27 protein-coding genes are annotated in these 26042 nt (G+C 71.2%); 15 read left to right on the top strand and 12 right to left on the bottom strand.

The window, feature by feature from the left end:
- Positions 1 to 17: 17 nt before the first annotated feature.
- Together IW249_RS24035 and IW249_RS24030 are read right to left on the bottom strand one after the other, a co-directional pair.
- Positions 18 to 1772 carry a thiamine pyrophosphate-binding protein gene (locus IW249_RS24035; RefSeq protein WP_196922828.1) on the bottom strand — a complete coding sequence of 585 codons (1755 nt, stop codon included), beginning with the start codon at positions 1770 to 1772 and terminating at the stop codon, positions 18 to 20.
- Positions 1765 to 2889: a baeRF2 domain-containing protein gene (locus IW249_RS24030; protein WP_196922827.1), complete on the bottom strand. Its 1125-nt coding sequence runs from the start codon at positions 2887 to 2889 to the stop codon at positions 1765 to 1767. Before IW249_RS24030 ends, IW249_RS24035 begins: the two co-directional genes overlap by 8 nt.
- 142 nt (positions 2890 to 3031) lie before the next feature.
- Between IW249_RS24030 and IW249_RS24025 the strand changes: the two genes are divergently transcribed.
- Positions 3032 to 3580: a hypothetical protein gene (locus tag IW249_RS24025; protein WP_196924934.1), complete on the top strand. Its 549-nt coding sequence runs from the start codon at positions 3032 to 3034 to the stop codon at positions 3578 to 3580.
- A 77-nt stretch (positions 3581 to 3657) separates the two neighbouring features.
- Here the strand turns inward: IW249_RS24025 and IW249_RS24020 are convergent, their stop codons facing one another.
- Positions 3658 to 3996 (bottom strand): DUF3817 domain-containing protein, encoded by a 339-nt coding sequence (locus IW249_RS24020; RefSeq protein WP_112602008.1) that lies wholly within the window; start codon positions 3994 to 3996, stop codon positions 3658 to 3660.
- A gap of 153 nt (positions 3997 to 4149) precedes the next feature.
- On the opposite strand from IW249_RS24020, the gene IW249_RS24015 reads away from it, so the two are divergent.
- Positions 4150 to 5628, top strand: a complete 1479-nt coding sequence (locus IW249_RS24015) for a glutamate-cysteine ligase family protein (RefSeq protein WP_196922826.1) — start codon at positions 4150 to 4152, stop codon at positions 5626 to 5628.
- 30 nt (positions 5629 to 5658) lie between these two features.
- On the opposite strand, the gene IW249_RS24010 is transcribed toward IW249_RS24015, so the two are convergent.
- Positions 5659 to 6045, bottom strand: coding sequence for a DUF2267 domain-containing protein (locus tag IW249_RS24010; protein WP_196922825.1), 387 nt, complete (start codon positions 6043 to 6045; stop codon positions 5659 to 5661).
- Positions 6046 to 6372: 327 nt separating this feature from the next.
- Between IW249_RS24010 and IW249_RS24005 the strand changes: the two genes are divergently transcribed.
- Positions 6373 to 7386: a S66 peptidase family protein gene (locus IW249_RS24005; RefSeq protein WP_231392639.1), complete on the top strand. Its 1014-nt coding sequence runs from the start codon at positions 6373 to 6375 to the stop codon at positions 7384 to 7386.
- Here the strand turns inward: IW249_RS24005 and IW249_RS24000 are convergent.
- Positions 7383 to 7958: a GNAT family N-acetyltransferase gene (locus tag IW249_RS24000; protein WP_196922824.1), complete on the bottom strand. Its 576-nt coding sequence runs from the start codon at positions 7956 to 7958 to the stop codon at positions 7383 to 7385. The two genes, IW249_RS24005 and IW249_RS24000, sit on opposite strands and share 4 nt — an antisense overlap.
- 222 nt (positions 7959 to 8180) lie before the next feature.
- Between IW249_RS24000 and IW249_RS23995 the strand changes: the two genes are divergently transcribed.
- The 5 genes from IW249_RS23995 (at position 8181) to IW249_RS23975 (ending at position 13479) form a co-directional block, all read left to right on the top strand.
- Positions 8181 to 9191: a carboxypeptidase-like regulatory domain-containing protein gene (locus IW249_RS23995; RefSeq protein WP_196922823.1), complete on the top strand. Its 1011-nt coding sequence runs from the start codon at positions 8181 to 8183 to the stop codon at positions 9189 to 9191.
- A gap of 65 nt (positions 9192 to 9256) precedes the next feature.
- Positions 9257 to 9775, top strand: coding sequence for an RNA polymerase sigma factor (locus IW249_RS23990; protein WP_307788689.1), 519 nt, complete (start codon positions 9257 to 9259; stop codon positions 9773 to 9775).
- Entirely contained in the window at positions 9762 to 10964 is a 1203-nt protein-coding gene (locus IW249_RS23985; RefSeq protein ID WP_196922822.1) for a WD40/YVTN/BNR-like repeat-containing protein, read from the top strand. The genes IW249_RS23990 and IW249_RS23985 overlap by 14 nt, the downstream gene beginning before the upstream one ends.
- A gap of 80 nt (positions 10965 to 11044) precedes the next feature.
- Positions 11045 to 11407 carry an SCP2 sterol-binding domain-containing protein gene (locus IW249_RS23980; RefSeq protein WP_196922821.1) on the top strand — a complete coding sequence of 121 codons (363 nt, stop codon included), beginning with the start codon at positions 11045 to 11047 and terminating at the stop codon, positions 11405 to 11407.
- Positions 11408 to 11427: 20 nt separating this feature from the next.
- Positions 11428 to 13479 (top strand): amylo-alpha-1,6-glucosidase, encoded by a 2052-nt coding sequence (locus IW249_RS23975; RefSeq protein ID WP_231392638.1) that lies wholly within the window; start codon positions 11428 to 11430, stop codon positions 13477 to 13479.
- Between the two features lie 8 nt (positions 13480 to 13487).
- Here the strand turns inward: IW249_RS23975 and IW249_RS34400 are convergent, their stop codons facing one another.
- The gene (locus IW249_RS34400) at positions 13488 to 14024 is read right to left on the bottom strand and encodes a hypothetical protein (protein WP_231392637.1); all 537 of its coding nucleotides are present in this window, start codon (positions 14022 to 14024) and stop codon (positions 13488 to 13490) included.
- A gap of 123 nt (positions 14025 to 14147) precedes the next feature.
- A complete protein-coding gene (locus tag IW249_RS23965) occupies positions 14148 to 14801 on the bottom strand; it encodes a TetR/AcrR family transcriptional regulator (RefSeq protein ID WP_196922820.1) in 654 nt (217 codons plus the stop codon).
- A 79-nt stretch (positions 14802 to 14880) separates the two neighbouring features.
- On the opposite strand from IW249_RS23965, the gene IW249_RS23960 reads away from it, so the two are divergent.
- Positions 14881 to 15555: a maleylpyruvate isomerase family mycothiol-dependent enzyme gene (locus IW249_RS23960; protein ID WP_196922819.1), complete on the top strand. Its 675-nt coding sequence runs from the start codon at positions 14881 to 14883 to the stop codon at positions 15553 to 15555.
- Between the two features lie 159 nt (positions 15556 to 15714).
- Positions 15715 to 16461 (top strand): SDR family NAD(P)-dependent oxidoreductase, encoded by a 747-nt coding sequence (locus tag IW249_RS23955; RefSeq protein ID WP_196922818.1) that lies wholly within the window; start codon positions 15715 to 15717, stop codon positions 16459 to 16461.
- Between the two features lie 74 nt (positions 16462 to 16535).
- Here the strand turns inward: IW249_RS23955 and IW249_RS23950 are convergent, their stop codons facing one another.
- Positions 16536 to 17474, bottom strand: coding sequence for a helix-turn-helix domain-containing protein (locus IW249_RS23950; protein WP_196922817.1), 939 nt, complete (start codon positions 17472 to 17474; stop codon positions 16536 to 16538).
- A 94-nt stretch (positions 17475 to 17568) separates the two neighbouring features.
- On the opposite strand from IW249_RS23950, the gene IW249_RS23945 reads away from it, so the two are divergent.
- Together IW249_RS23945 and IW249_RS23940 are read left to right on the top strand one after the other, a co-directional pair.
- Positions 17569 to 18582, top strand: coding sequence for a saccharopine dehydrogenase NADP-binding domain-containing protein (locus tag IW249_RS23945; RefSeq protein ID WP_196922816.1), 1014 nt, complete (start codon positions 17569 to 17571; stop codon positions 18580 to 18582).
- Between the two features lie 249 nt (positions 18583 to 18831).
- Entirely contained in the window at positions 18832 to 20340 is a 1509-nt protein-coding gene (locus IW249_RS23940) for a DUF1996 domain-containing protein (protein WP_196922815.1), read from the top strand.
- Positions 20341 to 20426: 86 nt separating this feature from the next.
- Here the strand turns inward: IW249_RS23940 and IW249_RS23935 are convergent, their stop codons facing one another.
- Positions 20427 to 20933: a hypothetical protein gene (locus IW249_RS23935; RefSeq protein ID WP_196922814.1), complete on the bottom strand. Its 507-nt coding sequence runs from the start codon at positions 20931 to 20933 to the stop codon at positions 20427 to 20429.
- Positions 20934 to 21062: 129 nt separating this feature from the next.
- On the opposite strand from IW249_RS23935, the gene IW249_RS23930 reads away from it, so the two are divergent.
- Positions 21063 to 21773, top strand: coding sequence for a carbonic anhydrase (locus tag IW249_RS23930; RefSeq protein WP_196922813.1), 711 nt, complete (start codon positions 21063 to 21065; stop codon positions 21771 to 21773).
- Positions 21774 to 21778: 5 nt separating this feature from the next.
- Here IW249_RS23930 and IW249_RS23925 read toward each other — a convergent pair whose 3' ends face one another.
- Complete coding sequence (locus IW249_RS23925) at positions 21779 to 22435, bottom strand: hypothetical protein (protein ID WP_196922812.1); 657 nt, start codon at positions 22433 to 22435, stop codon at positions 21779 to 21781.
- 187 nt (positions 22436 to 22622) lie between these two features.
- On the opposite strand from IW249_RS23925, the gene IW249_RS23920 reads away from it, so the two are divergent.
- On the top strand, positions 22623 to 23810 hold the full coding sequence (locus IW249_RS23920; RefSeq protein ID WP_196922811.1) for a DUF418 domain-containing protein: 1188 nt from the start codon (positions 22623 to 22625) through the stop codon (positions 23808 to 23810).
- A 9-nt stretch (positions 23811 to 23819) separates the two neighbouring features.
- Positions 23820 to 24911: a winged helix DNA-binding domain-containing protein gene (locus tag IW249_RS23915; RefSeq protein ID WP_196922810.1), complete on the top strand. Its 1092-nt coding sequence runs from the start codon at positions 23820 to 23822 to the stop codon at positions 24909 to 24911.
- Between the two features lie 15 nt (positions 24912 to 24926).
- Here IW249_RS23915 and IW249_RS23910 read toward each other — a convergent pair whose 3' ends face one another.
- Both IW249_RS23910 and IW249_RS23905 read right to left on the bottom strand, forming a co-directional pair.
- Positions 24927 to 25370, bottom strand: coding sequence for a DUF5990 family protein (locus IW249_RS23910; RefSeq protein WP_196922809.1), 444 nt, complete (start codon positions 25368 to 25370; stop codon positions 24927 to 24929).
- 14 nt (positions 25371 to 25384) lie between these two features.
- On the bottom strand, positions 25385 to 26038 hold the full coding sequence (locus tag IW249_RS23905) for a TMEM175 family protein (RefSeq protein ID WP_196922808.1): 654 nt from the start codon (positions 26036 to 26038) through the stop codon (positions 25385 to 25387).
- Positions 26039 to 26042: the final 4 nt, after the last annotated feature.

Raw genomic sequence — 26042 nt, 5'->3', positions numbered from 1 at the left:
GCCCTGGTCCAGGGTGGCTAAACGAGATCGTCGGCGTTCGCGGTGACCTCCACCTGCTCGCGGACCTTGCGGGCCGGGGCGCCCTCGGCGTACAGGCCGCGCAGGTCGGCGAAGGCGGGCTCCGGCGGCGCCAGCGACACCGCCGGGTCGACGACCGCCTCGAATACGCAGGGGCGGTCCGCGGCGAGGGCCTCGTCCCAGGCCGCGCCGACCAGCTCCGGGCGGTCCACCCGCACCCCGTGCAGCCCCAGCAGCCGGGCCCACCCGGCGTACGGCACGTCCGGCCGGCGGTGGGCCGGGTCGGATGATGCTTGCCGTCCGCCACCCATGCCGTTCTGGTCCCGGTTGTTGAGCACCAGCACCACCAGCCGCGGGTCGCGCCACTGCTGCCAGAGGTGCGACACGGTGATCAGTTCGGCGAGCCCGTTGAGCTGCATCGCCCCGTCACCGACCAGGGCGATCACCGGCTGGTCGGGGGCGGCGAGCTTGGCCGCCACCGCGTACGGCAGCGCGCAACCCATCGAGCCGAGGGTGCCGCACAGCTGCGCGTTGACCCCGGGCGGCAGGGTGAGGTGCCGGGCGTACCAGTAGAGGACCGAGCCGACGTCGACGGCGACCGCCCCGGTGCCGGGCATCCGGGCCGACAGCTCCTGGAGGACGAGCTGCGGGTTGACCGGGTCCGCGGTGGCGGCGGCCCGCTCGGCGGCGACCTCCCGCCACCGGTCCACCGAACTCTCCACCGTCGCCCGCCACTGCTGCTCGGGCCGACCACGCAATCGGCTCAGCAGCGCCCGCAGCGTCTCGGCGGCGTCACCGACCAGCGGCACGTCGGCCGGGTACCGGGTGCCGATCCGGCGACCGTCGATGTCGATCTGCACTGTGCGCGCCTGCTCGGGCATCGGGAAGTAGTCGGTCCACGGGTCGTTGGTGCCGACCATCAGCAGCGTGTCGCAGCCACCCATCAGCTCGGCCGCCGCCGGGGTGCCGACCTCGCCGAGCACCCCGGTGTGGAACGGCAGCCGCTCGTCGAGCACCGGCTTGCCGAGCAGCGAGGTGGCCACCCCGGCGCCGAGCCGGTCGGCCATCTCGATGATCTCGGCGGCCGCGTCCCGACCGCCCTGGCCCACCAGGATCGCGGTCCGCTGACCGCCGCTGAGTAACTGCGCGGCGGCGTCCAGGTCCACCTCGTGCGGCAGGACCCGGGCCAGCGGCTCGCCGGGGGTCGCCGTGATCACCCCGGCGCTGTACGACTGCAGGTCGGGCACCAGCGCCTCCTGCAACTGCCGCGGCAGCACCACGCAGGTCGGGCTGCGGGTCGCCGCCGCCGTCCGGAACGCCTGGTCCAGCAGCGCCCCCACCTCCTCGGGGCGACGGCCGTACCGGACGAACTGGTTGCACACGTCCCCGAAGAGCCGGCTCAGCCCGATCTCCTGGTGCGCGCCACCGAGCGGGCCGGAGATGTCCTCCCCCACGATGGCGACCACCGGCTTGCTGTCCAGCTTCGCGTCGTAGAGGCCGTTGAGCAGCTGGACGGCGCTGGGCCCCTGGGTGGCGAGGCAGACCCCGATGCCGCCGGTGAACTTGGCGTGGCCGGTGGCCATGAACGAGGCGGTCTCCTCGTGCCGGGCCGGGATGAACGCCGGCTCGCCGCCGGTGCGGTCCAGCGCCTCGACCAGTGGAGCGATCGCCTCGCCCGGGTACCCGAAGGCGCGGGGCACCCGCCAGGCCAGGAGCCGCTCCACCACGACGTCCGCGACCGTTCGATCAACCATTGCCGCGCCCCGGCGTGCTGGGGTCGACGTAGCGCAGCACCGCGCCGACGCCGTCGGTGAGGTCGGGTGCCTCCTCGGGGCCGAGCACTGTCAACGCCGCGTCGGTGCCGACGAGCGCCCGGACCAGTGCCGCGTCGGCGCGTACCCGCTGCGGGTCGGCCACCGACATGGCGGCCAGCTGCCCCGGGTCGACGGCGATCTCGGTGGGTTCCGCGCCGATCCACAGCTCACCGTTCGCCGACGGGTCGTCCACGATGATCATCATGTCGACCTGGTTGCGTTGCAGGGCCGAGACGACAGCGTCGAGGCCGCCGCCCACGTCCTCCTGCACACCGAACTTGTCCAGCGCGGCGCTGATCCGCTGGTCGGCGATCTCCGCGATGGTCTGCACGGTGAGGTCGTCCAGCATGGTCTGGTCGGCGCCGCCGGCCCGCGACCCGGCGTCGGTACGGACCACCAGGTCCTGCCAGCGCTCCGGCATCTGGGCGGCGATCATTCCGGTGGCCCGGACGTCACCGGCGACCACCACCACGTCCGCGCCGACCTGGTCGGCCAGCTGCACGGTCGCCGCTGTGACGTCGCCGGCATTCTGGTGCCACGCCTCCATGGCCGCCCGCTGGTAGCGCGACTGGGACCAGCCGCCGGGCTTCGCCCGCCGCAGTGGGAACTCGTCCCGGCCGGCGACGTGCGCCCGCCGGGGCACTCCGCCGGCGCTGACCGCCATCGCGTCGGCGCCGAGCCGGTCGGCGATCACACGTACCCAGGCCACCTGCTCGCCGCGTTGCGCGAGCAGCGGCATCACGTGCGGCAGCGGCCCCACGTGGGCCAGGTCCCGCAGTGGTGGCGCGGACAGGTACTCGGAGAGCACCACCCGGCCGTGACTGGCAAAGAGCGCCAGACCGTAGTCCCCGACCATCGGATCATGACCTCGGACCACCCGGTCCAGCGCGGCGATGTTCGCCTCGTCCGCCCCCTGTTCGGCCAGGCTGCGCTCCAGGGCACGCCAGCGCAGATCCAACGCGGGATGGGCGTCCTCCGTGTCCGCGGAGGCGTCCAGATACACCGAGCACCACGGCCCGGGACGGTCGTAGAGCGGGCGCAGGAAGGACAGCTGCATGCTCGACCCCTTTCCAGCTCGGCCCCCCGCTTACCCGGGTCGCCGGGGATGTCACCTCGCGGCCGTGAGCCCGTGACCAGGTTTCATTCACGTCGTTCAACCGAGGACGTCGATACGATCTGTGAACACAAGCGGACTCTCGGTGGTGGGAATGGACAGCGGACTCGATACCCGACGGATCGTGCACCCGACGGAACGAATCGTCACCGGGCGGCTGATCCGCCTGCTCGACGGTTACACCCGCGAGGTACGCATCGGTCAGCCGGTGCTGGTGGCGGTGCTCGCCGCGGCGGCCTTCGCCCGGTTGCCCGCCCTGCTGCTGCGCTCGCTCTTCTCCTTCGGCGGCGGCGGCACCCGGCGTCGCTGGAAGGAGCTGAAGCAGGGCCCGGAATACCTGGTCACACCGGTGCGGCTGCGCAACACCGCCGGTCAGCTGTGCGAGGTGGAGCTGCACGGCCACCTGCCGCAGAGCGCCCTGCACCCGGCGGACCAGGTGCAGCTCACAGTGCGCCCGCAACGCGACCCGGAGCTGCCGCCCCGGATCGAGCGGATCGTCAACCTCACCACCGGGCAGTTGCTGACCCCGCGTACCGCGACGCTCTGGTCGCATCTCGGGCCGCCGCTGCTGTTGCAGGCGTTCCTGGGCGCGCTGCTGCTGGCCGGCATCGCGGCCTGCTCCGCGCTGACCTGATCCCGGCCAGCCCCGTCAGGGCCGGCCGGTCTGCCTCGGTCCCAGCCGGCCACTCGGCGAGCGGGCGGGTTGGCGGCTCAGCCGACCGGGGCGGGCTCGCGGGCCGGTTGCCGGTCGACGCCGAGCATTCCCCGGCGACGGGCCCAGCGCTCGAAGGCCAGGGTGGCGAACGGCGGCACGGCGCTGGCCAGGGCCACCGCCGTGGCCAGCAGGCTCCACCGGTGCAGCCGGGCCACGGCCAGCACCAGCAGGACGTACGCGACGAACAGGCCGCCGTGGATCGGCCCGAAGATCTTGACGCCCAGCTCGTTGTCCGGCGGGCCGTACTTGACCAGCATGCCGACCAGCAGGGCCAGCCAGGAGCAGGCCTCGGCAATCGCCGCCGCGACGAACAGCCGGGTCACCTTCTCGCGCATCCGCACGCCACCACCTCTCGGGGCGCAATGCTATCGGTCTGCCCTGGCTGGGCTAACAGGGCGGGCAACTGGGTAGGAAAGGGTCCTCGGGTCTTCCCCCGCCCGCCGATCACGTGCGAGGTTAGGGGGACCAGCGGTGACAGGGTGGTGACCATGGGCGAGGACGTCGGCGTACGAACCTTCAGTCGAGAGGATCGAGCCCGCTACCGCGACAAGGTCCGCCGCTGCCTGGATGTCTTCGCCGAGATGCTGCGCGAGTCCCGCTTCGACCTCGACCGGCCGATGACCGGCGTGGAGATCGAGCTGAACCTGGTCGACGAGGCGTCGAATCCGGCGATGCGCAACGCCGACGTACTGGCGGCCATCGCCGACCCGAGCTTCCAGACCGAGCTGGGCCAGTTCAACATCGAGATCAACGTGCCGCCGCGCCGGCTGACCGGCACCGGCACTGCCGACTTCGAGGAGTACGTGCGGGCCAGCCTCAACGCCGCCGAGGTGAAGGCCCGGGCGATCGGCGCGCACATGGTGATGATCGGCATCCTGCCGACGCTGCGCCCCGAGCACCTGACCGCCGAGACGTTGTCGGCCAACCCCCGCTACAAGCTGCTCAACGAGCAGATCTTCGCGGCCCGCGGCGAGGATCTGCCGATCGCCATCAGCGGGGTGGAGCGCTTGGCGGTCACCGCCGACACGATCACCCCGGAGGCGGCGTGCACCAGCACCCAGTTCCACCTCCAGGTCAGCCCGGCCCAGTTCGCCGACTACTGGAACGCCGCCCAGGCGGTGGCCGGCATCCAGGTCGCGGTCGGCGCGAACTCGCCGCTGTTCTTCGGCCGGGAGCTGTGGCGCGAGACCCGCATTCCGCTGTTCCAGCAGGCCACCGACACCCGGTCGGAAGAGATCAAAGCCCAGGGGGTACGCCCCCGGGTCTGGTTCGGCGAACGGTGGATCACCAGCGTGTTCGACCTGTTCGAGGAGAACGTGCGCTACTTCCCGGCGCTGCTGCCGGTCTGCGACCCGGAGGACCCGGCGCAGGCCCTCGCGGCCGGCGAGGTGCCCAATCTGGCCGAGTTGCGCCTGCACAACGGCACCGTCTACCGGTGGAACCGCCCGGTGTACGACGTGTCGCGGGGCCGGCCGCACCTGCGGGTGGAGAATCGGGTGCTGCCCGCCGGTCCGACCGTGTTGGACACCATCGCCAACGGCGCCTTCTACTTCGGGTTGGTGCGCGCCCTCGCCGAGTCGGACCGGCCACTGTGGTCGCAGATGTCGTTCAGCGCCGCCGAGGAGAACTTCACCAGTTGTGCCCGGCACGGCATCGACGCGCAGGTCTTCTGGCCCGGTCTCGGCTACCTGCCGGTCACCGAGTTGGTGTTGCGCCGGTTGCTGCCGTTGGCGTCTCACGGCCTGGACCGGTGGGGGCTCGACCCGGCCGAACGGGACCGGCTGCTCGGCATCATCGAGCAGCGCTGCCTGACCAGCCGCAACGGCGCGACGTGGCAGGTGGAGACGCTGCACCGGTTGGAGTCGGCCGACCACCTGGACCGGCCGGAGGCGCTGCGCGAGGTGGTCCGGCACTACGTGGACCTCATGCACAGCAACCGCCCTGTGCACGAGTGGCCGATTCCGTGAGCGCACCGGGAAGCCCGATCGGCGCGAGGCTCAGCCGCGTGGGGTGGGGACACCGAAGAGGTCGATGATGCCGCCGGGAAGCTGGGCGAGCAGGTCGTGTCGCTCGTCGTCGTTCAGCGCCTCCGCGACGGTACGCAGCACCGCCTGGGCGTGCTGACGCACCTGGTCGGCGTTCGCGACCTGTTCGCGGTCGCCGACGTGCTTCAGGAACTCACCAATGTCCCACCGGCGGCCCTGCGGATTACGGGTGACCGACGCGTCCAGCCGATCCGGCAACTGTGCCGCCAGGTTGTCCGCCTCCTGTCCGGCGAGCCGTTCACCGAGCACCGACAGGACGGCCTGTACGGACCGCACGGCCTCGTTCTCACCCAGGCCCGCGCGCTGTCGTACCGTGGCGATCATCTGCTCGTAGTCCATGCCTGCTCCTTCGGTCTCGTCGGCATGCCGTCTGGCCTGCCTGCTGACGAACGGGGCGAGTTCCCACGGTCTCTGGCGACAAACGGGTCACGCGTGGACCCGGACTTTCCCGCCGTCGGCGGGCGACCCTCGCAAACATCCGCGAACCAGGCGCGATCGCCGCGACTGGCACTGTCCCTTGTGGACCCCGCCTGACATCGACGATTGTCGTAGGCTGTGGCGGCTCGCACATCGTCTGATCACGATGAGGGGACGCCGGTGACCACTTCTGGAACAGACCCAGCCACGCTCCAGGGGGCCGGGCGGCTGCCCCTGTCCCGTCGACACATGCTGCGGATGGGAGCGGCGGCGGCCGGCGGCGCGGTGCTCGTCGGCTCGGCGGAGGCCGCGCAGGCCGCGCCGGCTGGTGCGAAACGCGCCCTGCGGGCGCCGGCGTTGGCACCCGGTGACCGGGTTCGGGTCGTGTCGCCCGGCGGCACCCCCAACCCCACGAACATGGCCCGCGGCATCGAGATCCTGCGCAGCTGGGGCCTGGAGGTCGAGCTGGGCGCACACGTCTTCGCCACGTACGGCTACCTGGCCGGCACCGACGCACAGCGGCTGGCCGACCTGAACGCCGCGCTCACCGACCCCGGGATCCGTGCTGTCTTCGCCGCCCGCGGCGGCTACGGCACCCAGCGGATCGTCGACCAGATCGACGTCTCCGGTCTGCGCCGGGATCCTCGGGTGGTGGTCGGCTTCAGCGACATCACCAGCATCCACGGCAAGCTCTGGCGCGACACCGGTCTGGTCACCTTCTACGGCCCCATGGTCAACTGGAACGACGCCCGCACCGGCCCGGAGTCGGCCGAGGCGCTCCGCAGGGCGGTGATGACCACCGCGCCCGTGACGATCGTCCGGGACCCGGCCGAGACAGCGGCCCCCGTGCTGGTGCCGGGGACGGCATCGGGGCCTCTGCTCGGCGGCACCCTGACGATGATCTCCACGTCGCTCGGCGCGGGGGACGCGCCACGGTTCGACGACGCGATCCTGTTCTTCGAGGACGTGGACGAGGCTCCGTACAGCATCGACCGGATGCTGACCGAGCTGCGTCGGGTGGGGGTGCTGGCCAGGGTCGCCGGGGTGGCCATCGGTCAGATCACCAACAGCGTCGGTGGAGCGGGTGAGTGGGACGCTGCGGCGGTGCTGAAGGATCGCCTGTACGACCTGGGCGTGCCGGTCCTGGCCGGGCTGCGACTGGGCCACGGCAACGGACAGCTCACCGTTCCGCTCGGCGCGCGGGCCACCATCGACGCCGAGGCGGGGACCTTGACGGTGGAGCCGGGAGTCCGCCCGCGCTAGCCGTTCGGCGCCGGCTCCCAGGGGGACGGGTCGTCGCGCAACCGGCTGTAGAGGTAGGCGTCGCGCCACTGGCCAGCGCGGAACTCGCTGGCCCGGATGATCCCCTCCAACTGGAAGCCGGCCTTCTCCAGCGCCCGCTGCTCGGCGACGTTCTCCGGGTGGGTGCCGGCCTGGATCCGCTGCGCCGGGCTGTGCTGGAACAGGTAGTCGCAGAGCAACGCCTGCGCGCGCCAGCCGATGCCCCGCCCGCGCCATGGCGGCAGCAGGACGATGCCGATCTCCCAGTACGACGCCCGTCCGGCGTAGCGCCCGGAGAGGTAGCTGACGAGGCCGGCAGCGGACCGTTCCTGCTCGACCTCGACGATGAGCCGCCCGTCGTCCTCGCCGAGGTAGCCGTCGACAGCGAACCTCCGCGCCGGTGCCCCGGCGTCCCGGAAGCCGGCCCAGTCCAAGCCGATCAGGCCGGGCTCGGTGCAGAGCCGCCGGAATATCGCCAGGTCGGGCTCGGCAACCGGTCGCAGCCGGACGGTGAGGTCGGTCGAGACCGGCGCCGACGTGCCACCACTCTTCATGGCGACACGCTAACTCGCCACGGCTGGTGGCTGGTGCCCGTGACGCACTCCCCCGCCGGCAGCGCCCACCCGGTCAGACCTTGAGCAGCACCTTCGTGCAGTCGTCCTGCGGGTGCGGAGGTGGCCGCCGGGAACGGTCGACATCACGACATTGACAGATTTGGATCAGCTGAGCGCCGATACCGTCGGCCCAACCCGCCGCGCCGCCGGAAGGACACCCCGATGAGGCACGCTCTCCTGCGCCACCTGACCGCCACCATCGCCGTCGCACTGCTCGTCGGGGAGGCCGCCGCGCCGGCCACCGCGCGTACCCCCGGGTCGCCCGCGCCCGGCGGCGTCCGCACCGTGGTCCGCGACGCGGCGACCGGCGCGCCGGTCCCCCGGGCCTGCGCCGCGCTCGTCCCGGTGGACGCCGCGGCGTTGGCGGCGGTCACCCTCGGCGAGGACCAACTCGGACGGTACGGGGGCTGCGCCGACGAGCAGGGCGTCCTGGTGACCGGCGACGTCGCCCCGGGGAGGTACCGGCTGCTGGTGCACCCCTACGACACGACGGTGCACGGCTTGCAGTGGGTCGGCCGGCACGGCGGCACCGGTGAACGCGAGCGGGCACAGGTGATTCAGGTGCGGCCCGGCGTGGTGACCAGCGCGCCGGCCATCCGGCTCGACCCGCCGGGCACCGTCGTCGGGGTGGTGACCAACGCGGCGACGGGCGCACCGATCCCCCGTGCGCTGGTCATGGTGGTGCCCTACGTGCCGCACCCGAAGTACGACGACCACGGCCCGACCACCGACGAGGACGGCCGTTACACGATCACCGGCCTCGGCCCGTACCACTGGCCGGTGCAGTTCGCCGCCGCCGGGCTGGCGACCGTCTGGTCCGGCGGGGTGGGCGGTCGGCAGCAGGCGCGGCCGGTGCGGGTCCGCGCCCGGCAGACGGCGACCCTGAACCAGGCGCTGCCAGCCGGAACGCCGCTGACCGGGACGGTACGGGTCGACGAGTTGCTCACCTACGCCCAGGTGATCGCGTTCGACGCGGCCACCGGGGACCTGGCCGGCGTGGCGGACGTGGGCAGCGGTTACGCCCTGCGGCTGCTCCCCGGACAGCGGGTGAAGGTGCGCTGCGACTGCGCGTACACACCGCCGGTCTGGCACCCGGACGCCGCCGGCTTCGACGCCGCGCTCCCCGTGCGGATCCGGCGGACGCCGGTCGTGGTGGACTTCAACCTCGGCTGACCGGATTCTGTCCGGCCATTGGAACCTTCTTCCCGGCCCGTTGGTGGGAGTGGTGGAGAAGGGGGGTGACGGTGTCCGACGGCGATCTGATCTCCGAGCTCTACGCCGGCTGTTTCCGACGACTGGTCGTGCAGCTGTACGCGGTGACCGGCGACCTGACCGAGGCGCAGGAGGCGGTGCAGGAGGCGTTCACCCGAGCGCTGATGGCGCCGGGGCGGTTCGCCGGGCTGGAGAACCCGGAAGCCTGGTTGCGTCGGGTCGCTGTGAACTGGGCCCGCAGCCGGTTCCGCCGTCGGCGGATGCTCGACGGGCTGCTGCGCCGGATCGGTCCGCCGCCAGCCGTCGCCGATCACTCCCCGGAGCACCTCGCCCTGCTCGCGGCGCTGCGCGTGCTGCCGGAGGGGCAGCGGGTCGCGCTGGCCCTGCACTACCTCGTCGACCTGCCGGTGGACGAGATCGCGGCCACGCTGGGCGTGTCGTCCGGGACTGTGAAGTCCCGGCTGTCGCGGGGCCGGGTCGCCCTGGCGGCGCTGCTCGCCGACACCGACGCTACGGAAACCGGGAGGATAGATGTCCGGTCGTGAGTTCTCCGGATTCGACGTGGACACCGTCACCGAGGCCGTCTCGCCGCCGCCCCTCGACGAGCTACGGAGCACCGCTCGGTCCCGTCGACGCCGGTCGGTCGCGATGGTGACGGCCGCACTGGTCGTCCTGGCCGGGCTGACTGTCGCACCGCTGGTGGTCGAGCCGGACCGGGCCGCGCCGGCCGACCCGCCGACGCCGTCGGGTGCGCAGTTCAGCCAGTTCACCCTGACCGGGCCCGACTCCGCTGTCGACGTGCGGCAGGACGGCTGCGTCGTGCGCTTCGCCTACACCGGCGACAACGGCCGCAGCTGGTCGGACTGGGACGCGGCGCGTTTCGAGGGCAGCCGATGTGTGGCCGGCACCGCCGCCGGGACGCCGGGCAGCGGCACGAACTTCTTCGTCCTCGGTGAGCGGTCCTACCTGGTCACCGACTCGGGGCTGCCCCACCTCTCCACCGACTACGGCCGCACCTGGCGGGACGCGGATTCCGCGATCGTCGCCGTACCCGTGTTCCCGGCGACGGCCCGACCGGTCCTCTGCGGGTTCGGCTGTGCGCCGGTGTCGGAGCCGCTGGCGGTGGACCCGTCGAGTGGAACGGTGTACCGGCTCACCGCCACGGCACCCTCGTGGCGTCCGCTGTTCAGCCTCTACCCGGCAGCCGACGGCAGCATCTGGGCCACGTACCAGATGAGCGGCGGCCAGGGTTCGACAGTCGCGCGCAGCGCCGACCGAGGCGCGACCTGGACCTCCTGGGAGGTGGGCGACGACGCGACGGTGGTCACGGCGGCCGGGCTCGACGATCGGGAAGGGTACGTGCTGACCCAGTCGTCGAAGGGCGGGGTGCGGCTGCTGCGGACCACTGACGGCGCGAAGACCTGGACGGCCACCGGCGCCGACCTGGCGGGCCAACTGCCCTACGACCTCACCGTGGGGTCGGACGGGTCGCTCCTGGCGATCGCGCCCGGCGAGGGCACCGACGACGACCGCCCGGGGCGGTTGCTGGTCAGCCGGGACGACGGGGAGCATTTCACTGTCGCCCGGGAGTACGGCCAGCTCGTCGGTGCGGTCAGTGTGGCGCCCGGGTACGCGTGGGTCTTCGGGCGCGACGACGGGTCGACGGGCGAACCGGACCACGTCCTCGTCACCACTGACGCGACCACCTGGACCCGCTTTTCACTCGCACCGTGAACAGGGGGCATCGTCCGGCGTTAGGAGTGACTCGCACCGGGTAGCCGGCATCCGCTCTTACCAGCGCCCGAGGAGGTGGGATGTCGGCGACCAGCGCCTTCTTCGAGCGGTTGACGGTTGCTTGCCGGGATCCGCGGTTCAGCAAGGTCCGTGGGAGCGTGCGATTCGACATCCGCGACGGTGGCCACCTGGAGCAGTGGCTGCTGGACATCGACCATGGCCGGATGCGGGTGACCCGAAGCGGCGGTCCCGCCACCACTGTGATTCAGGTGTCTTCGCAGGTAGCGGAGGCGATGGCGCGGGGCGAGGTGAACGGGCTGGCGGCGATCACCCGGGGCGACATCATGGTCGACGGTGACCTCGCCCTGGCGCTGCGCATCGGGCGGCTGTTCCCGCGTGAGCCCGGGCCGCCTCAGCGCGACGACCCCGACAGTGGGGCGTGACCGACAGTGGGGCGTGACCGATGAGGGACATCGCGGGCACCGTGGCGTGCATCGACGGGAACACCTTCATGGTGTCCGACGCCAGTGGCGACGTGGAATCCTCCCCGAGCACCCCGGTCGGTCTCTTCGCCGCCGACACGCGCTTCCTGTCCCGCTGGCGGCTCACCGTCAACGGCGAGTGCATGACCGCGCTGTCGGTGGACGACAGCCAGTACTTCGAGGTCACGTTCTTCGTGGTGCCGGGCGCGGCGGTGGACTACGTGGAGGCCGACGTGTCGGCCATTCGGCGTCGGCGCATCGGCCCGGATCTCACCGAGTCGCTGACGATCTTCAACTACGGCGAGCGGGACATGACGCTCGACGTGCGCCTGGAGGTGGCGGCCGACTTCGCCGACATCTTCGAGATCAAGTTCGACAGCGGTGACAAGACCGGCGCCCGTTACACGCACGTCGGCCCGGACGAGTTGCGCCTGGGCTACCGGCGCGACACCTACCGACGTGAGGTCGTCGTGTCGGCGAGTGAGCCGGCGGAGTTCGACCCCGGAGGCCTCCGGTTCGCGGTCCGGCTGCCCCCCGGGAGGCAGTGGTCGACCCGGTTGCAGGCCGTCATGCTGGCGCTGCGTCCGGACGGCGTCGACCTGCGCGCCGCCCTGCGCGCCCAACGGCCGGACGACTCCACACTGCCGGAGAGCGTGCAGGCCTGGATCGCGGCGGCCCCGACCCTGGACACCGAGAACGTCGGCCTTCAGCAGGTCTACCGCCGCAGCCTGGTGGACCTGGCGGCGCTGCGCTTCGCCCCGCTGTCGCTCGGCGGCGCGAGCGTGCCCGCCGCCGGGCTGCCCTGGTTCATGACCCTGTTCGGCCGGGACAGTCTGTTGACCTGCTTGCAGACCCTGCCGATCGCCCCGACGCTGACCCCACCGACCCTGCGGATCCTCGCGTCGTTGCAGGGGGTTCGGACCGACGACGTGTTGGAGGAGGACCCGGGTCGGATCCTGCACGAGCTGCGCTACGGGGAGTCGGCCGCGTTCGAGGAGCAGCCGCACTCCCCCTACTACGGCACCGTGGACGCCTCACCGCTGTTCGTGGTGCTGCTCGACGAGTACGAGCGGTGGAGCGGCGACACCGCGTTGGTGATGGAGTTGGAGCAGGAGGTCCGCGCGGCGCTGGCCTGGATCGACCTGTACGCGGACCTGAACTCCACCGGCTACATCTGGTACCAGCGACGCAACCGCGCCACCGGCCTGGACAACCAGTGTTGGAAGGACTCCTGGGACAGCATCTCCTACGCCGACGGCCGGCTGCCGGGCTTCCCGAGGGCCACCTGCGAAACCCAGGGGTACGCCTACGACGCCAAGATCCGAGGAGCCCGGCTGGCCCGTACCTTCTGGGGTGATCCCGCCTTCGCCGATCGGCTGGAGAGCGAGGCGGCTGCCCTGTACGAGCGGTTCAACCGGGAGTTCTGGCTGGAGGACCGCGGCTTCTACGCGCTCGCGCTCGACCACGACGGCACTCCCGTGGACAGCCTGTCGTCAAACATCGGGCACCTGTTGTGGAGCGGCATCGTGCCACCGGAGCGGGCACCCCGGGTGGTCGAGCACCTGATGGGTCCGGCGCTCTTCTCGGGTTGGGGGGTGCGGACGTTCGCCGAGGGGCAGCGCCGCTACAACCCGCTCGGCTACCACAACGGCACGGTCTGGCCGTTCGACAACTCGTTCATCGCCTGGGGTCTGCGCCGGTACGGGTTCGGCAACGAGGCGGCCCGGATCGCCGAGGGCATCCTCTCCGCCGCCACCTACTTCGAGGGCCGGCTACCCGAGGCGTTCGGCGGGTTCGACCGCGACACCACCCGGTTTCCGATCCGGTATCCGACCGCCGGCAGCCCGCAGGCGTGGTCCAGTGGAGCCTGCATGCTGCTGATCCGCACCATGCTCGGCATCAACCCGCACGAGGATCACCTGGCCGTGGACCCGGCGCTACCCGCCACCTTCGGGCAGATCGCGCTCCTGGACGTCCCCGGCCGTTGGGGCAAGCGCGACGCGTTCGCCCGGCACCGCCCCGACCAGCGTTAGCGGCACGTTCAGCTGACGGTGAAGCCGCCGTGGGCGCGCGTCTCCCTCAGCCAGTCGAGCCAGGACACCCACAGCTCGTCGGTCTCCCACTCGGCGCGCAGGCTCGTCGGCGACGCGTCGTAGAGAATCAACGCCTGCTCGATCTCGGTCTCGCCCACCACCCAGGGGCCGTTGCTCGTCAATTTGAACTCGGGAATCCCCACCTTTCCGGGGCTGGTCTGCGCGGCTGCCGCCCGTTCGGCCGCGTTGTAGGCGTCACGTCGGTGCTGATCGTTGCGCCAGTCGTCGAAGCTGTCGAATGGCCAGTCCGGAAAGGGCTGCGGCGTTGCCTGGTAGGTCATGCCGGCCCACCGCATGCGTTCCCGACAGAACTCCATGCCGGCAATGTTCAGAGCGAACTGGTAGGCGGCGGCGAGCGACGAGTATTCCTCGTAGCACTGTGGCCAGTTGCCGCACGATCCGTTCAGATCCATGCACGCTTCGGCGTGGGCGCGCGCGGTCGCGGCGGGTTCCGGCAGATCGACGTGTTCGAAGCTGTAGCCCATCGGACCCCCGACCGCCGTGCAGAGCAGAAGTTTGGCATTCTGCCCGACGTCGACCAGCGACGCCCTCCGCGCGTACCCCGCCTCGGCGTCCCACCACGACGCCCGCCCACCACGAGGTCGACGCTAACGACCTGCCTGATCGTGAGGGCTGAACGGGCGGGGAGTGTGCGTGATGCCGTTGAGGATGAGCGTGAGTCCACGCTCGAATTCCTGACCTGTGAACACAGCCCCGACCGGCGCTAGTTCGGCGAGGGTCGGTAGAGCACCTTGCGCAAGCGCTTCGATACGGCGGGCGGCGGCGGCGGGATCTTTCTCGCGGGTGAGCGCGCCGGCCAACTCGTTCTGCGCGATACCCGTAACGAACGCCGAGACGGCGCGGAACGCGACGAACAGGTCGACGCCGTCCAGACCTCCGCGGGCGAGGGCCGCCGCGAGCGCCTCGGCTGGAGCGAGGCTGGCCCGCGAGGAGGTCCGGCGGGTGAGTATGAGCGGGATGACCGCCGGGTGTGCGCGGAAGGTCCTCCACATGGCGGTGGCCACGGCACGCGTGTCGGCCAGCCAATCGTCGGTTGGCTCCGGGATCTGGACGCGGGACGAGACTGCGTCGACCACGAGTTCCTCGAGGGCTTCGCGGCTGTCGACGTAGTTGTAGAGGGTCATGGCGCCTGTTTTCAGGGACGCCGCAAGGGAGCGCATGGTGAGCCCGGCCAAGCCATCCCGGTCGACGATCACCAGCGCGTGCTGCTGGATGTCCGCGAGGGTGAAACGGGCTCTCATGCTGGCTCTCCTCGGATGAGTACGGCGTACGTATCCGACGGTACTATACGTACGACGTACGTATGACCGGAGGAGATTCATGATCACCAGAAGCTCGCAGCGTCTGACAGAGACCGGAGCGGGATGGCGTGACCTGGCTCGTCAGCAGGATGACGACTTCGTCGCCTTCGCCCGCACCCTGACCGACGAAGAGTGGGAGCTACCCAGCCTCTGCGCGGGCTGGACGAACAAAGTTGTGCTCGCCCACCTCGTGCTCGGCCTACACCTGCCGCCGTCCCGGCTGCTGCTGACAATGCGACGGCGGCGTTGGTCGTTCGACGCCTCGAACGATCTCCTGAGCCGTGAGTACGCCAGCCAAACCAGCGCCCCGGATCTGATCGACGCGTTCAACCGCTTCCGGGCGCGCCCACGGGGCATCGGACGCCTGCTACCGGCGCCGCTACTGCTCGGCGACCACGTCGTTCACCATCTCGATATCGCATTCAGTCTTGGCAGGTCCGGCGTCTTGGCACCACCGGTTGCCGACGCGGTCCTCACCGTCGAGACACGCGTGCCCAACCCCTTCATCCCCGCGGTCGCACGGGCCCGCGGCATCGCGTTCCGCACCACCGACACGGGCTGGTCGCGCTCATCGGCCGGGGCCCCCGAGGTCGTCGGCGCCGCCGAGAGCATCATCTCCGTCCTCGCCGGTCGGCCCCACGCCGTCGCGCACCTGTCGGGCAGCGGCACCACCATCCTGGCGAACCGGCTCTGAGGCGAACGGACTCCGCGCGTCGGGCCCGCCGCATTGCCCGACCGGCCGCATCAGCGGCGTGCCCGACATCACTCGACACGTACAACGTACGCATGCAATGGTTACGTACGTTGTACGCATCCGGTTCGGAAGTACCAAACCACCCAGCAAGGAGATCCCGTGGGAACCAAAACGGCCCTCATCACCGGCTCGACCAGCGGAATCGGTCGTGCCACTGCACTCAAGCTCGCCCGCAGGGGCGTCCACGTCGTCGTCTCCGGCCGCAACGTCGACCGAGGGCTGGAAGTAGTGGAGGAGATCCGCACCGAGGGAGGCGAGGCCGACTTCGTCGCCGCCGATCTCCGCGACGCGCAATCCGCGGTGGAACTCGCGGCCAAGGCCACCCAGGTCGCCGAGTCCGCAGGCAGGACCCTCGACATCCTCGTCAACAACGCGGCGATCGGGGCCGGTGGACCAACCGCGGGCACCGAGGAGTCGACCTTCGACGCGGTACTGGGCACCAACCTGAAGGCGCCGTTCTATCTGGTCGCGAACCTTGCACCCGCGATGGCGGCACGAGGCGGTGGAGCAATCGTCAACGTCTCCACCCTTGCCGCCGAAGTCGCCCTTCCGGGCCTGTCGGTCTACGGCGCGAGCAAAGCCGCCCTGGACCTGCTGACCAAGAGTTGGGCAGCCGAGTTCGGCCCGGCGGGAGTGCGGGTGAACTCCGTGCGCCCCGGCCCGACCCGCACTCCGGGATCTGAAGCCCTGGGCGAGGTCCTGGGACAGCTCGCGGCCCAGGCCCCGCTGGGCTTCATCGCCGACCCGGAGGACATCGCCGCCGTCATCGCGTTCCTCGTCAGCGACGAGGCACGGTTCGTCACCGGCGTGATCCTGGACGCCGACGGTGGGCGCACCGCCGTCTGAGCGAGTCAGCCTCGCTGGCCTGACTGGGACCTCCCCGGCCGCCCCGTCCTCGGGCTGCCGGGGAGGCCGTGCGCTCAGGCACTGCGGAAGGTGCGCCGGTACGCGTCCGGCGGCACGCCGACGGTGCGGTGGAAGTGTCGACGCAGCGTCGCGGCGGTGCCCATGCCGGCGGCCTCGGCGATGGCGTCGATGCTGTCGTCGGTCTGCTCCAGCAACTCCTGGGCGCGGCGGACCCGTTGCGTCGACAGCCACAGCAGCGGGGTCGTGCCGGTGGCCGACCGGAAGTGGCGGGCCAGGTTGCGGGAGCTCATGTTCGCCTGCCGGGCCAGGTCCTCGACGGTCAGCGGCCGGTCCAGCCGGGCCAGCGCCCAGGGGAACACTGTGGCCAGCGGGTGGTCGTCACGGGCAGGCACCGGGGTGGTGAGGTACTGGGCCTGACCACCGGCGCGGTGCGGTGGCACGACCAGGCGGCGGGCGACGGCGTTGGCGACGGTCGAGCCGTGGTCGCGGCGGATCAGGTGCAGGCACAGGTCGAGCGCGGCGGCCTTCCCGGCGGAGGCGAGCACTGTGCCGTTGTCGACGTAGAGCACGTCCGGGTCGACCCGTACCAGGGGATGGCGGGCGGCCAACGCCTCGGTGTGGGCCCAGTGCGTGGTGGCCCGCAGCCCGTCGAGCACTCCGGCGGCGGCCAGCACGAACGCGCCGGTGCACAGCGAGACCATCCGGGCGCCCGCCCGGTGGGCCGCGCGGACGGCGTCGAGCAGGTTGGGGGGAAGGTCCGCGTCGACGTCCTCCACCGACGGGACGATCACGGTGCCGGCACGGGCCAGGCGGTCCAACCCGTCGTCGGGCGCCACCAGGAAGCGGCCGACCCGGACCGGGCCGGGGCCGCAGACCACCACGTCGTACCAGGGGTCGGCCAGGCCGGAGGGGTCGTGGGCGAAGACCTCGCACGCCAGGGCCAGCTCGAAGTGCAGCATCCCGTCGGTGGCGGCGATCGCGACAAGGGCCATGTCCGAAACTGTACGGGGGTTGGCGTTCCCGACACTGGTCGGTTGCCGACCGCTGCGCGAGGCTGGTCCCAGTCGATCTTTCAAGGGGGCAGCGATGGGTTACCGGGTGGCGGTTTTCGGGGCGTACGGGCACACCGGACGGTTCGTGGTGACGGAGTTGCGCGAGCGCGGGTTCGATGCGCTGCCGGTGGGCCGCGACGCACGCAGGCTGGACGCGTTCGGACTCGCCTACCGGGTGGCGTCGACCGACGATCCGGCCTCGCTCGACGTGGCGCTGACCGGCGTGGACGCGGTCATCAACTGCGCCGGCCCGTTCGCGTCGACCGCCAGCGGCGTGATCGAGGCCGCGCTGCGCGCCGGGATCCCGTACGTGGACGTGGCCGCCGAGATCGAGGCCAACCTCGACACGTTCGCACACTTCACCGAGCGTGCCCGCGCGGCCGGTGTCGCCGTGGTCCCGGCTATGGCCTTCTTCGGTGGGCTCGGCGATCTGCTCGCGACGACGGCGATGGGCGACTGGACGTCGGCCGACGAGGCGCACGTCGCGTACGGACTGAGCAGCTGGCACCCGACGGCCGGGACGGTCGCGGCGGGGGCCGTCTCCCGCGAGCGCCGCGCCGGCCGCCGGGTCCGCTACACCGGCGGCCGGTTGGAGTACCACTCCGGGGAGCGGGATCTGCCGAGGCTGGACTGGGACTTCCCCGCGCCGCTGGGTCGGCGCACGGTCCTCGGGGAGTTCACCATGGCCGACGTCGTGACCATCCCCCGGCACCTGGCCATTCCCGAGGTCCGCACGTACATGACCGTCGACGCCGCCACCGACCTGGCCGCCGCGGCCGTGCCGGTCGCGGTCGACGAGCGGGGCCGGTCAGCGCAGACGTTCACCGTCGACGTCGTCGTGCGTCGCGGCGACACGCGCCGCCGGGTCGTGGCCAGTGGCCGGGACATCTACGCCGTGAGCGCGCCGCTGGCAGTGGAGGCGACCCTGCGCATCCTCGATGGTCGGACGAGGGCGAGTGGCGTCGCCTCCGCCGGTGAGATGTTCGACGCGCCCGACTTCCTGCGCGCGCTGTCGCCAACCGTCACCGTCGAACCAGTCAGTGAGTGAGGCCGATGATTCGGCCGCAATTCGTTACTCAAAATCCGTAATCCCGGCACCAGAACCGAACGACAGGACTTAATGGAAACATAAGCCTCTACGCGCGAAAAATTGTCATCCCGAGCCGTCGCGCTGGCTGCCAGGGCACTTGTGGACCGGCCTCCTTAATTCTTTCCCGGCGAGTTGATGACGGCCCCTGACGTGCACATACTCCTTCCGACAAGAGCTTTATCGTCGACTCGAAGGACATCACTGGTAATGCGGACTCCCCCCGCGCACGTCGCACCGCCGGACCGGGCGCGAAAGCGTCGTCGCCTCGCCCGCGTCACGCTCGCTTCCGCGGTCATCGCCGCGCTGGCCGGCAGTGGCATCTACATCGCCGGCGCCCAGGCCGAAGAGGTCGCCGTGCCCGGCCGGGTGCAGGCAGAGGCCTTCGCGGCGCAGTCCGGTGCGCAGACCGAGGGCACCGGCGATGCCGACGGCGGTCGGAACGTCGGCTGGCTGGCCAGCGGCGACTGGCTGCGCTACGACGGTGTGTCGATAACGGGCGTCGACCTCACGGCCCGGGTCGCCTCGCTCAACACCGCCGGCGGCGTTGTAGAGTTGCGCCTCGGCGCGCAGAACGGTCAACTGCTGGCCAGCTTCCCGATCGCGGGGACCGGTGGCTGGCAGAAGTGGAAGACCGTCACCGCGAAGGCGTCCGCCGTGCCGGCGGGCCCGCAGACGGTCTTCGCCGTCATGAAGAGCACCTCGACGTCGGACTTCGTGAACCTCAACTGGTTCACGTTCGGCCCCGCGGCGGGCACGTCGCCGAGCGCGTCGGCCACGCCGAGCACGTCGGCCGCCCCTTCGACCACGCCGAGTTCGTCCCCGTCCGCGTCCCCGTCGTCGTCCGTCCCGCCGGGCGCACCGGCCGGCGCCTGGGTGCCTGTCGACCAGGCCAAGTGGAGCAGGGAACTGGCCGCCTTCAACGCCATCACGCCGAAGGCGGTGCCGCCGGGCACCACCCGGGTTCCCGAGTTCCACACCGACTGTGGCGTCGCGAACTCGGCCCCGGACGACCCGATCGTCCTGCCTGGTCTCTCGGGCGCCTCACACATGCACACCTTCTTCGGCCCGAAGATCGACGCCTTCACCACCACTGACAAGCTGTTCGCCGCGGCGAACACCTGCAACGCCCCCGGGGACAAGAGCGCCTACTGGACCCCGGAACTGCGCAAGGACGGCAAGGCCGTGCCGATCAAGAGCATGCGCATCTACTACGGCTCGCGGGTCAAGGACCCGTCGACCGTCAAGCCCTTCCCGCCGGGCCTGGTGGTGGTCGAAGGCGACGCCAAGCGGCAGGTGGACACTCCGAAGAACGCCGGTAGCAACCAGTTCTGGTGCGCGGGCAGCGCCGAGATCGGCCGCAGCGCCGACGGCAACTGGCCGAAGTGCGCCCCCGGTGGCAACCTGATCTTCCAGCTCGTGTTCAAGGACTGCTGGGACGGCAAGAACATCGACTCACCCGATCACAAGTCGCACATGGGCGACCCGGTGAACGGCGTCTGCACCGGCAAGTACCCGGTGGCCGTACCGGATCTCTCCTTCATGGTCAACTATGAGTCGCTGGGCGGTGACGGCCTCAGCCTCTCCTCCGGCAAGCCGTCATCCATGCACGGCGACTTCATGAACGCCTGGGAGCCGGAGCGCCTCGGTGACCTGGTGAAGTCCTGCCTCAACCAGAACGCCAAGTGCGGCATCGACACGACCTTCGCCGGCGGCTGACACCGCCTCCGTTTCGACGGACGGCCCCCACGCCCAGGGCGTGGGGGCCGTCCGTCATCACACCCGACCTGATCGGGCCGCGACGGTCAGAGAACCATGATGACCCCGTGGGCCTTGCACGCGGAGCTGACGTCCTTGCCGGCCTTTTCGAAGGCCGGGTTGTCGGCGGCGGTCGCCGGGTCCGCCGCGGCCGCGGCCTTGGCCGCCTCGGCGGCGAACGTCCGCAGGGCGTCGGCCAGCTTGCCGTCGCCGCTCGAGGCGACGGTGGTCACCTTCTGCTCCAGACCGGTCAGGAGCTTCTTGAAGTCCGCCGCCGACGCGTCCCCAGTCGTGAAGACCTTCACCATCTCGGCGCTCATCTCGTCGTTTGCCTTCTTCACCGCCTCGCAGAGCTTCTTGTCAGTCGCCGCGCCAGCCGCGGGTGACGAAGCCGGCGTCGCGGCGGCGGAGGTGGCCACCGCGGACGGGGCGGCGGACGTCGGCGCGGGCGTGGTGGGTCCGGCGGTCGTCGCCTTGTCACCGTCCCCGCAGGCGGCGAGGGCTGTCGTAACGGCGAGGATCAACATGACGGAAGCAAGACGGGAAGATTTCACGGACGCGGACGATAGCCGATCTCCAAACGATGATCAATTTGCTCGACCTCCCGCCCACGGAGGGCGGCAACCATTGTGGACGGCGGGCTGGTAGGAAGAGGCGAGTTGCCTCACCGCAGGGAGATGATCGTGGCACGTTCCCACCTGTCCCGCCGTTCGCTGCTGACCGCCGGTGGCGCCGCCGCCGTGGCGCTCGGCGCGGCCGCGGCCAGCCCGTCCGCCGCCGCTGCCGCGCCAGCCGACAACCCGGTCGACACGCCGGCCGAGGCGCTGCGCCGGCTGCAGGCCGGCAACCGGCGGTTCACCTCCGGCCACGGACGGCACCCGCACCAGGGCCTGACCGACCTGCACCGGCTCGCCGCCGGTCAGCACCCGTTCGCCATCACCGTCGGCTGCGCGGACTCCCGGGTGGCCCCCGAGGTGCTCTTCGACCAGGGGTTGGGTGACCTGTTCGACAACCGGGTGGCCGGCAACATCGTCGACGACCTACTGCTCGGCAGCGTCGAGTTCGCCGTGGAGGAGTTCGGCAGCCTGCTGATCGTCGTCCTCGGCCACGAACGCTGCGGCGCGATCACCGCCACCATCGACGCCATCCACACCGGGGGGACGGCGCCCGGGCACATCGGCACCATCGTGGACGCCCTGCGCCCGGTCGTCGAGCCGGTGCTGAACCAGCCCGGCGACCCGGTGGAGAACGCGGTCCGGGCCAACATCGCCGCTCAGGTGCGGGCGCTCAGCGCCCGCAGCACCATCATCTCCGAGAAGGTGCACGAGGGCGCGCTGCGCGTGGTCGGCGCCCGCTACGACCTCGACAACGGGCGGGTCTCCCTGGTGGCCTGAGGCCGTCAGCCCATCCCGGGCCACCCGGACGGCGACGCTGGTTGGTCATCCACCGACGCCGACCAGCGCCGCCGGTCGCGTCGCGGCAGACGGGTACGGCGGTAGTAGGACCATCCGGCCAGCGGCAACGCGACCGCCCAGGCCAGCAGGAGCGGGAGGCCGATCAGGACGCCGGTCGGGGTGAAGATGTCCTCCGTGCTGGAATCCGCCAGGTCCGCGGCGAACTGCCAGGGCAGGGTCGCCGAGTAGCCGATCATCAGGGCGGATCCCAGCACCGTCGGCGTCAGCGGCACCCACTGTGGCACCCGACGTCCGCGCAGCCACGGCACCCACCGGGGAAAGACCGTTCCCCAGTCACTGATGAGCCCCAGCGCCAGGACGCCTCCGAGCGCGGCGAGGACGCACAGCAGACCCAGGTAGAACGCGCCGGCCGGCAGGCCCAGGAAGCCATCGACCGGATGATCCCCCACCCCGGGCCCGCGACCGTGGTACCACTCGCGGAACGGACCGGGATTGGCGAACAGCGGGATGCCCAGGATCCACGGCACGTGCAGCGGGATGAAGCCCAGCACGGGGGCGATCCACGCCACGTGACCGGCTCGGCGGGCCCAGGACGGCGGTGGCGGCGCGGCCGTGGTCCTTGCGCGTGGTGGTCGACTCACAGCTTGTCTCCCTCTCAACGGTGGGCGTTGGCACATCCGAGATCACCGTCCCCGAACGGCGAGGCGGGCGGATCGCCGCGCGGAGGGAACCACCTCCCCCGGACCGGGGAGCGGGCCTTTTCGTCACGACAGCGCGTGTGACGAAAACACTTTCCGGCAGTGGGCCATGGTCCGGAGGCTGGACACCATGAATGTGACAGGGCTCGACCGACCCGGCGACAGCCACCCACCGCCCTCGCCCGGGAACACCCTCGCCCGAATCAGCGCCGTCGACGCACTGCGCGGAAGCGCGCTGCTGCTCATCCTGCTCGTGAACATCTCGTTCTTCAGCTCCGGCTACGACTTCCACCTGGTCGACGATCCGACGCGCGGCACGCTCGACCTGCTGATCTCCGGCGCGGTGGAGCTGTTGTTCGCGATGAAGGCGTACCTGCTGTTCGCCTTCCTGTTCGGCTACAGCTTCACACTGCAACTCGACTCCGCGGCCCGGCGCGGCGCGGCATTCCGCCCGGCCTTCCTGCGCCGGCTCACCGGGTTGTTCGTTCTCGGCGTGCTGCACGCGGTGCTGCTGTTCCACGGCGACATCCTCACCACGTACGCGCTGCTCGGTCTCGCGCTGTTCGCGGTCCGGCGGATCGAGCCCCGCACCGCGCTGGTCGCGGCGGCGGCCATCATCGGCGGCATCGCCGTCGTGGTCGGGATCGCCGCGGTCCTCGGTGCCACACTGGTCCCGGACGAGGCCGCCGCTGTCGACGCCGGTGCGCGTTCCACGCTGGCGCTGGGCGGTGGCCTCGGCGATGTCGTCCTGGAGCACCTGCGGTCGATGCCGGCGATGATCGGTGGCCTGGCCGTGCAGGGCCCCCTGGCGTTCGCGGCGTTCCTCGTCGGGCTGGCCGCCGGCAAGCACCGGCTCCTCGCCGCCGTGCCCGCCCACGAGGACCTGCTGCGCCGGTGCGAGAAGGTGGGGTATCCGGTCGGTCTGGCCGGCGCCGTCGTGTTCGCGGTCGGTGGCTCCACGGCGAACCTGACCGGGCTGATGGTCAGCATCGTCACCGCGCCGTTCCTGGCCGCGGCCTACGCGGCGACGTGGCTGCGCCTGTTCACGCGGCGGCCGCGCGTCGCGGACGTGTTCGCGCCCGCCGGGCGGATGGCCCTGACGAACTACCTGGCCCAGTCGCTCGTGTGCGTGCTCGTCTTCACCGGTGTCGGGTGGGGTCTGGTCGGCCGCACCTCGCCGGCACAGACGCTGCTGATCGCACTGGTGATCGTCGCGGTCCAGCTGGTGGCCAGCGCCTGGTGGCTGCGGCGGTTCCGGTACGGCCCTGTCGAATGGGCGCTGCGCGCCTGGACCCACCGGGCGCGCCGCCCCAACTAGGGTGCAGACATGGTCGATCGGCACCAGGTGATGAACTTCCGGGTCCAGGCCCAGCAACTGGACCGGACCGAGGGCACGCTCGCCGACACCGCCGTCCTGGACCTCGGGGTGCAGAACACCGGTCCGGACGGCGCCCGGTGGGCGCTGGCGGTACGCGGGGTCGACGTGACCGCGTTGTCCGATACCGAGCTGGTCCTGCTGTGGACCGTACGGGGCGCTCCCCACCTCTACCGTCGGGCCGACGTCGCAAAGGTGGCGGCCGCCGTCGAACCCTTCTCCGAGGCCGACGCGGGCAAGCGCATCTACGACGCCGCCAAGCCGTTGAAGGCTGCCGGCATCGACACCCTCGCGGCCCTGGACGAGATCGCCGCCCGGATGCGGGCCGTCGTCAGCACACCGACGGTCAAGGGGGATCTCTCCGGACGCCTGGCCACGATGCTGCCCGAGCCGTACCTGCGGTTCTGCCGGCCGTGCGACGCCACGCACCTCTACGAGATGCCGTTCCGGCTCGCCGCCCTGCGGGCCGGACTGGAGTTGCAGCTCGACACCTCACCCCCGGTCCTGCGGCGCATCACCGGGTTCCGGAAGGCGGCCGCTCCGGGTGACCGCTTCGACCTCGTCCGCGCGTACCTTCGCCTGCTCGGCCCGGCCACCCCGAAACAGGTGGCCGACTATCTCGACGCCCCGGTGAGGGACGTGAAGGCGCACTGGCCCGAGGATGTGATCGAGGTGACCGTCGACCGCGAGGTACGTTCCCTGCTGGCCGCCGACGAGAAGTCGCTGGAGTCGGCCGACGGCCGAGGCACCCGCCTGCTCGGCCCGTTCGACCTGTTCCTCCAGGCCAAGGACCGGGCAACGCTGGTGCCGGACGCCGCCCACGCCAAGGAGCTGTGGCCGGTGTTGGGTCGCCCCGGCGCGGTCCTGGTCGACGGCGAACTGGCGGGCACCTGGCGCCCCCGCAAGTCCGGCAATACGTTCACTGTCACCGTCCAGCCGTGGCAGCGGCTGCCGGACGCCACCCGTAAGGCAATCACCGCGCAGGCCGAGCACCTCGCCGCGCACCGCTCCGTCTCCCTCAGCGGCGTCGACTTCGGCGGCTAGCCGGGGCGACGACGCTCACTCCACTGCCCACACGATGGCGGGCGGGTGCACCCGAGCGCAGATCGGCTCACCGGCGGCATCGGTCAACCCGAGCCGGCCGACAAGCGTTCCGTTGCCCTCGTGGGCGGCGCGCAGCTGCTCGGTCGGCACGTCGGTGAACATCAACTTCGCGCGTCGGAACATGGCGAAGCCGTCCTGGGTCACCGCACCCCAACTCAGGTACAGAAAACGTGCCCCGGGGCGGCCGTGCACCCAGGGGCCGCCGACGTCGAGCGTCCCGTCGATCTCGCGGCTGGACACCTCGAAGGACCAGGTGGCGCTGGCCGCGTCGGCCGGCACCTGGTCGACCACCTCGTCCTTGCGCTGAACCCCGACGTGCACGTTGCCCAACCGCAGCGCATCGGCCTCCGCACCGGGGCGCTGACCTGGGAGATCGTTGCCGTCGATCCTGATCCGCATGACACCGACTCTAGTTAACCGGCCGGCTGCTCGACGGCGGTGTCGTCCTCGCCGTACTCGCCGCGGATGGGCAGGTAGTAGGCGGGCAGGAAGGCGGCGATGATGGCGACGCCGGCGATCGGCACGAACGCGCCGACGAGGATGCCGGAGCCGATCCAGAGCAGCGCGAGCGCGAACCGGCGGCCGATGGCCCGAGCGCCGAACGGACCGAGGCCGGGGTCCAGCAGTGTCGCGCGCCGAAGGTGGGCCCACACGATGTTGAAGAGGGCCGCCGCCGTCCACAGTGTGCCGCCGTAGACGACGACCGACGCCCGCAGTCCCTGCTCAGCGCGCAACGCGTCGGCGAGCAGTGACGTGGAGAACGGCAGGAACGCGATGACCATCAGGAGCAACGTGTTGAGGAACAGGACCCCTCGGTCGACGTGCCGGACGCGGTCGAACATGACGTGGTGATTCACCCACACCTGCCCGATGAGCAGGAAGCTCAACGTGTACGCCAGGTACGAGGGCCACAGCGCAGCGAGCCCCTGGACGAGGTTGCCGAAGTCGTGGGGCGGTTGGATCTCCAGCACGAGAAGCGTCACGGCGATCGCGAAGACACCGTCGCTGAAGGCCAGCAGACGGCCCGGGCTACGGGTGAGCCGCGACGTTTCCCTTGTGGGAGGCACATAG

The sequence above is a fragment of the Micromonospora vinacea genome (assembly GCF_015751785.1).
Taxonomy (GTDB): domain Bacteria; phylum Actinomycetota; class Actinomycetes; order Mycobacteriales; family Micromonosporaceae; genus Micromonospora; species Micromonospora vinacea.
Note: the sequence above shows the minus strand (reverse complement) of the source record. Positions and strands in the feature narration are given on the sequence as shown.

Coding starts and splice junctions, on each gene's coding strand:
- IW249_RS24035 (WP_196922828.1), bottom strand. CDS start 1,772: ATGGTTGATCGAACGGTCGCGGACGTCGTGGTGGAGCGGCTCCTGGCC.
- IW249_RS24030 (WP_196922827.1), bottom strand. CDS start 2,889: ATGCAGCTGTCCTTCCTGCGCCCGCTCTACGACCGTCCCGGGCCGTGG.
- IW249_RS24020 (WP_112602008.1), bottom strand. CDS start 3,996: ATGCGCGAGAAGGTGACCCGGCTGTTCGTCGCGGCGGCGATTGCCGAG.
- IW249_RS24015 (WP_196922826.1), top strand. CDS start 4,150: ATGGGCGAGGACGTCGGCGTACGAACCTTCAGTCGAGAGGATCGAGCC.
- IW249_RS24010 (WP_196922825.1), bottom strand. CDS start 6,045: ATGGACTACGAGCAGATGATCGCCACGGTACGACAGCGCGCGGGCCTG.
- IW249_RS24005 (WP_231392639.1), top strand. CDS start 6,373: ATGCTGCGGATGGGAGCGGCGGCGGCCGGCGGCGCGGTGCTCGTCGGC.
- IW249_RS24000 (WP_196922824.1), bottom strand. CDS start 7,958: ATGAAGAGTGGTGGCACGTCGGCGCCGGTCTCGACCGACCTCACCGTC.
- IW249_RS23995 (WP_196922823.1), top strand. CDS start 8,181: ATGAGGCACGCTCTCCTGCGCCACCTGACCGCCACCATCGCCGTCGCA.
- IW249_RS23985 (WP_196922822.1), top strand. CDS start 9,762: ATGTCCGGTCGTGAGTTCTCCGGATTCGACGTGGACACCGTCACCGAG.
- IW249_RS23980 (WP_196922821.1), top strand. CDS start 11,045: ATGTCGGCGACCAGCGCCTTCTTCGAGCGGTTGACGGTTGCTTGCCGG.
- IW249_RS23975 (WP_231392638.1), top strand. CDS start 11,428: ATGAGGGACATCGCGGGCACCGTGGCGTGCATCGACGGGAACACCTTC.
- IW249_RS34400 (WP_231392637.1), bottom strand. CDS start 14,024: ATGGGCTACAGCTTCGAACACGTCGATCTGCCGGAACCCGCCGCGACC.
- IW249_RS23965 (WP_196922820.1), bottom strand. CDS start 14,801: ATGAGAGCCCGTTTCACCCTCGCGGACATCCAGCAGCACGCGCTGGTG.
- IW249_RS23960 (WP_196922819.1), top strand. CDS start 14,881: ATGATCACCAGAAGCTCGCAGCGTCTGACAGAGACCGGAGCGGGATGG.
- IW249_RS23950 (WP_196922817.1), bottom strand. CDS start 17,474: ATGGCCCTTGTCGCGATCGCCGCCACCGACGGGATGCTGCACTTCGAG.
- IW249_RS23945 (WP_196922816.1), top strand. CDS start 17,569: ATGGGTTACCGGGTGGCGGTTTTCGGGGCGTACGGGCACACCGGACGG.
- IW249_RS23940 (WP_196922815.1), top strand. CDS start 18,832: ATGCGGACTCCCCCCGCGCACGTCGCACCGCCGGACCGGGCGCGAAAG.
- IW249_RS23920 (WP_196922811.1), top strand. CDS start 22,623: ATGAATGTGACAGGGCTCGACCGACCCGGCGACAGCCACCCACCGCCC.
- IW249_RS23915 (WP_196922810.1), top strand. CDS start 23,820: ATGGTCGATCGGCACCAGGTGATGAACTTCCGGGTCCAGGCCCAGCAA.
- IW249_RS23910 (WP_196922809.1), bottom strand. CDS start 25,370: ATGCGGATCAGGATCGACGGCAACGATCTCCCAGGTCAGCGCCCCGGT.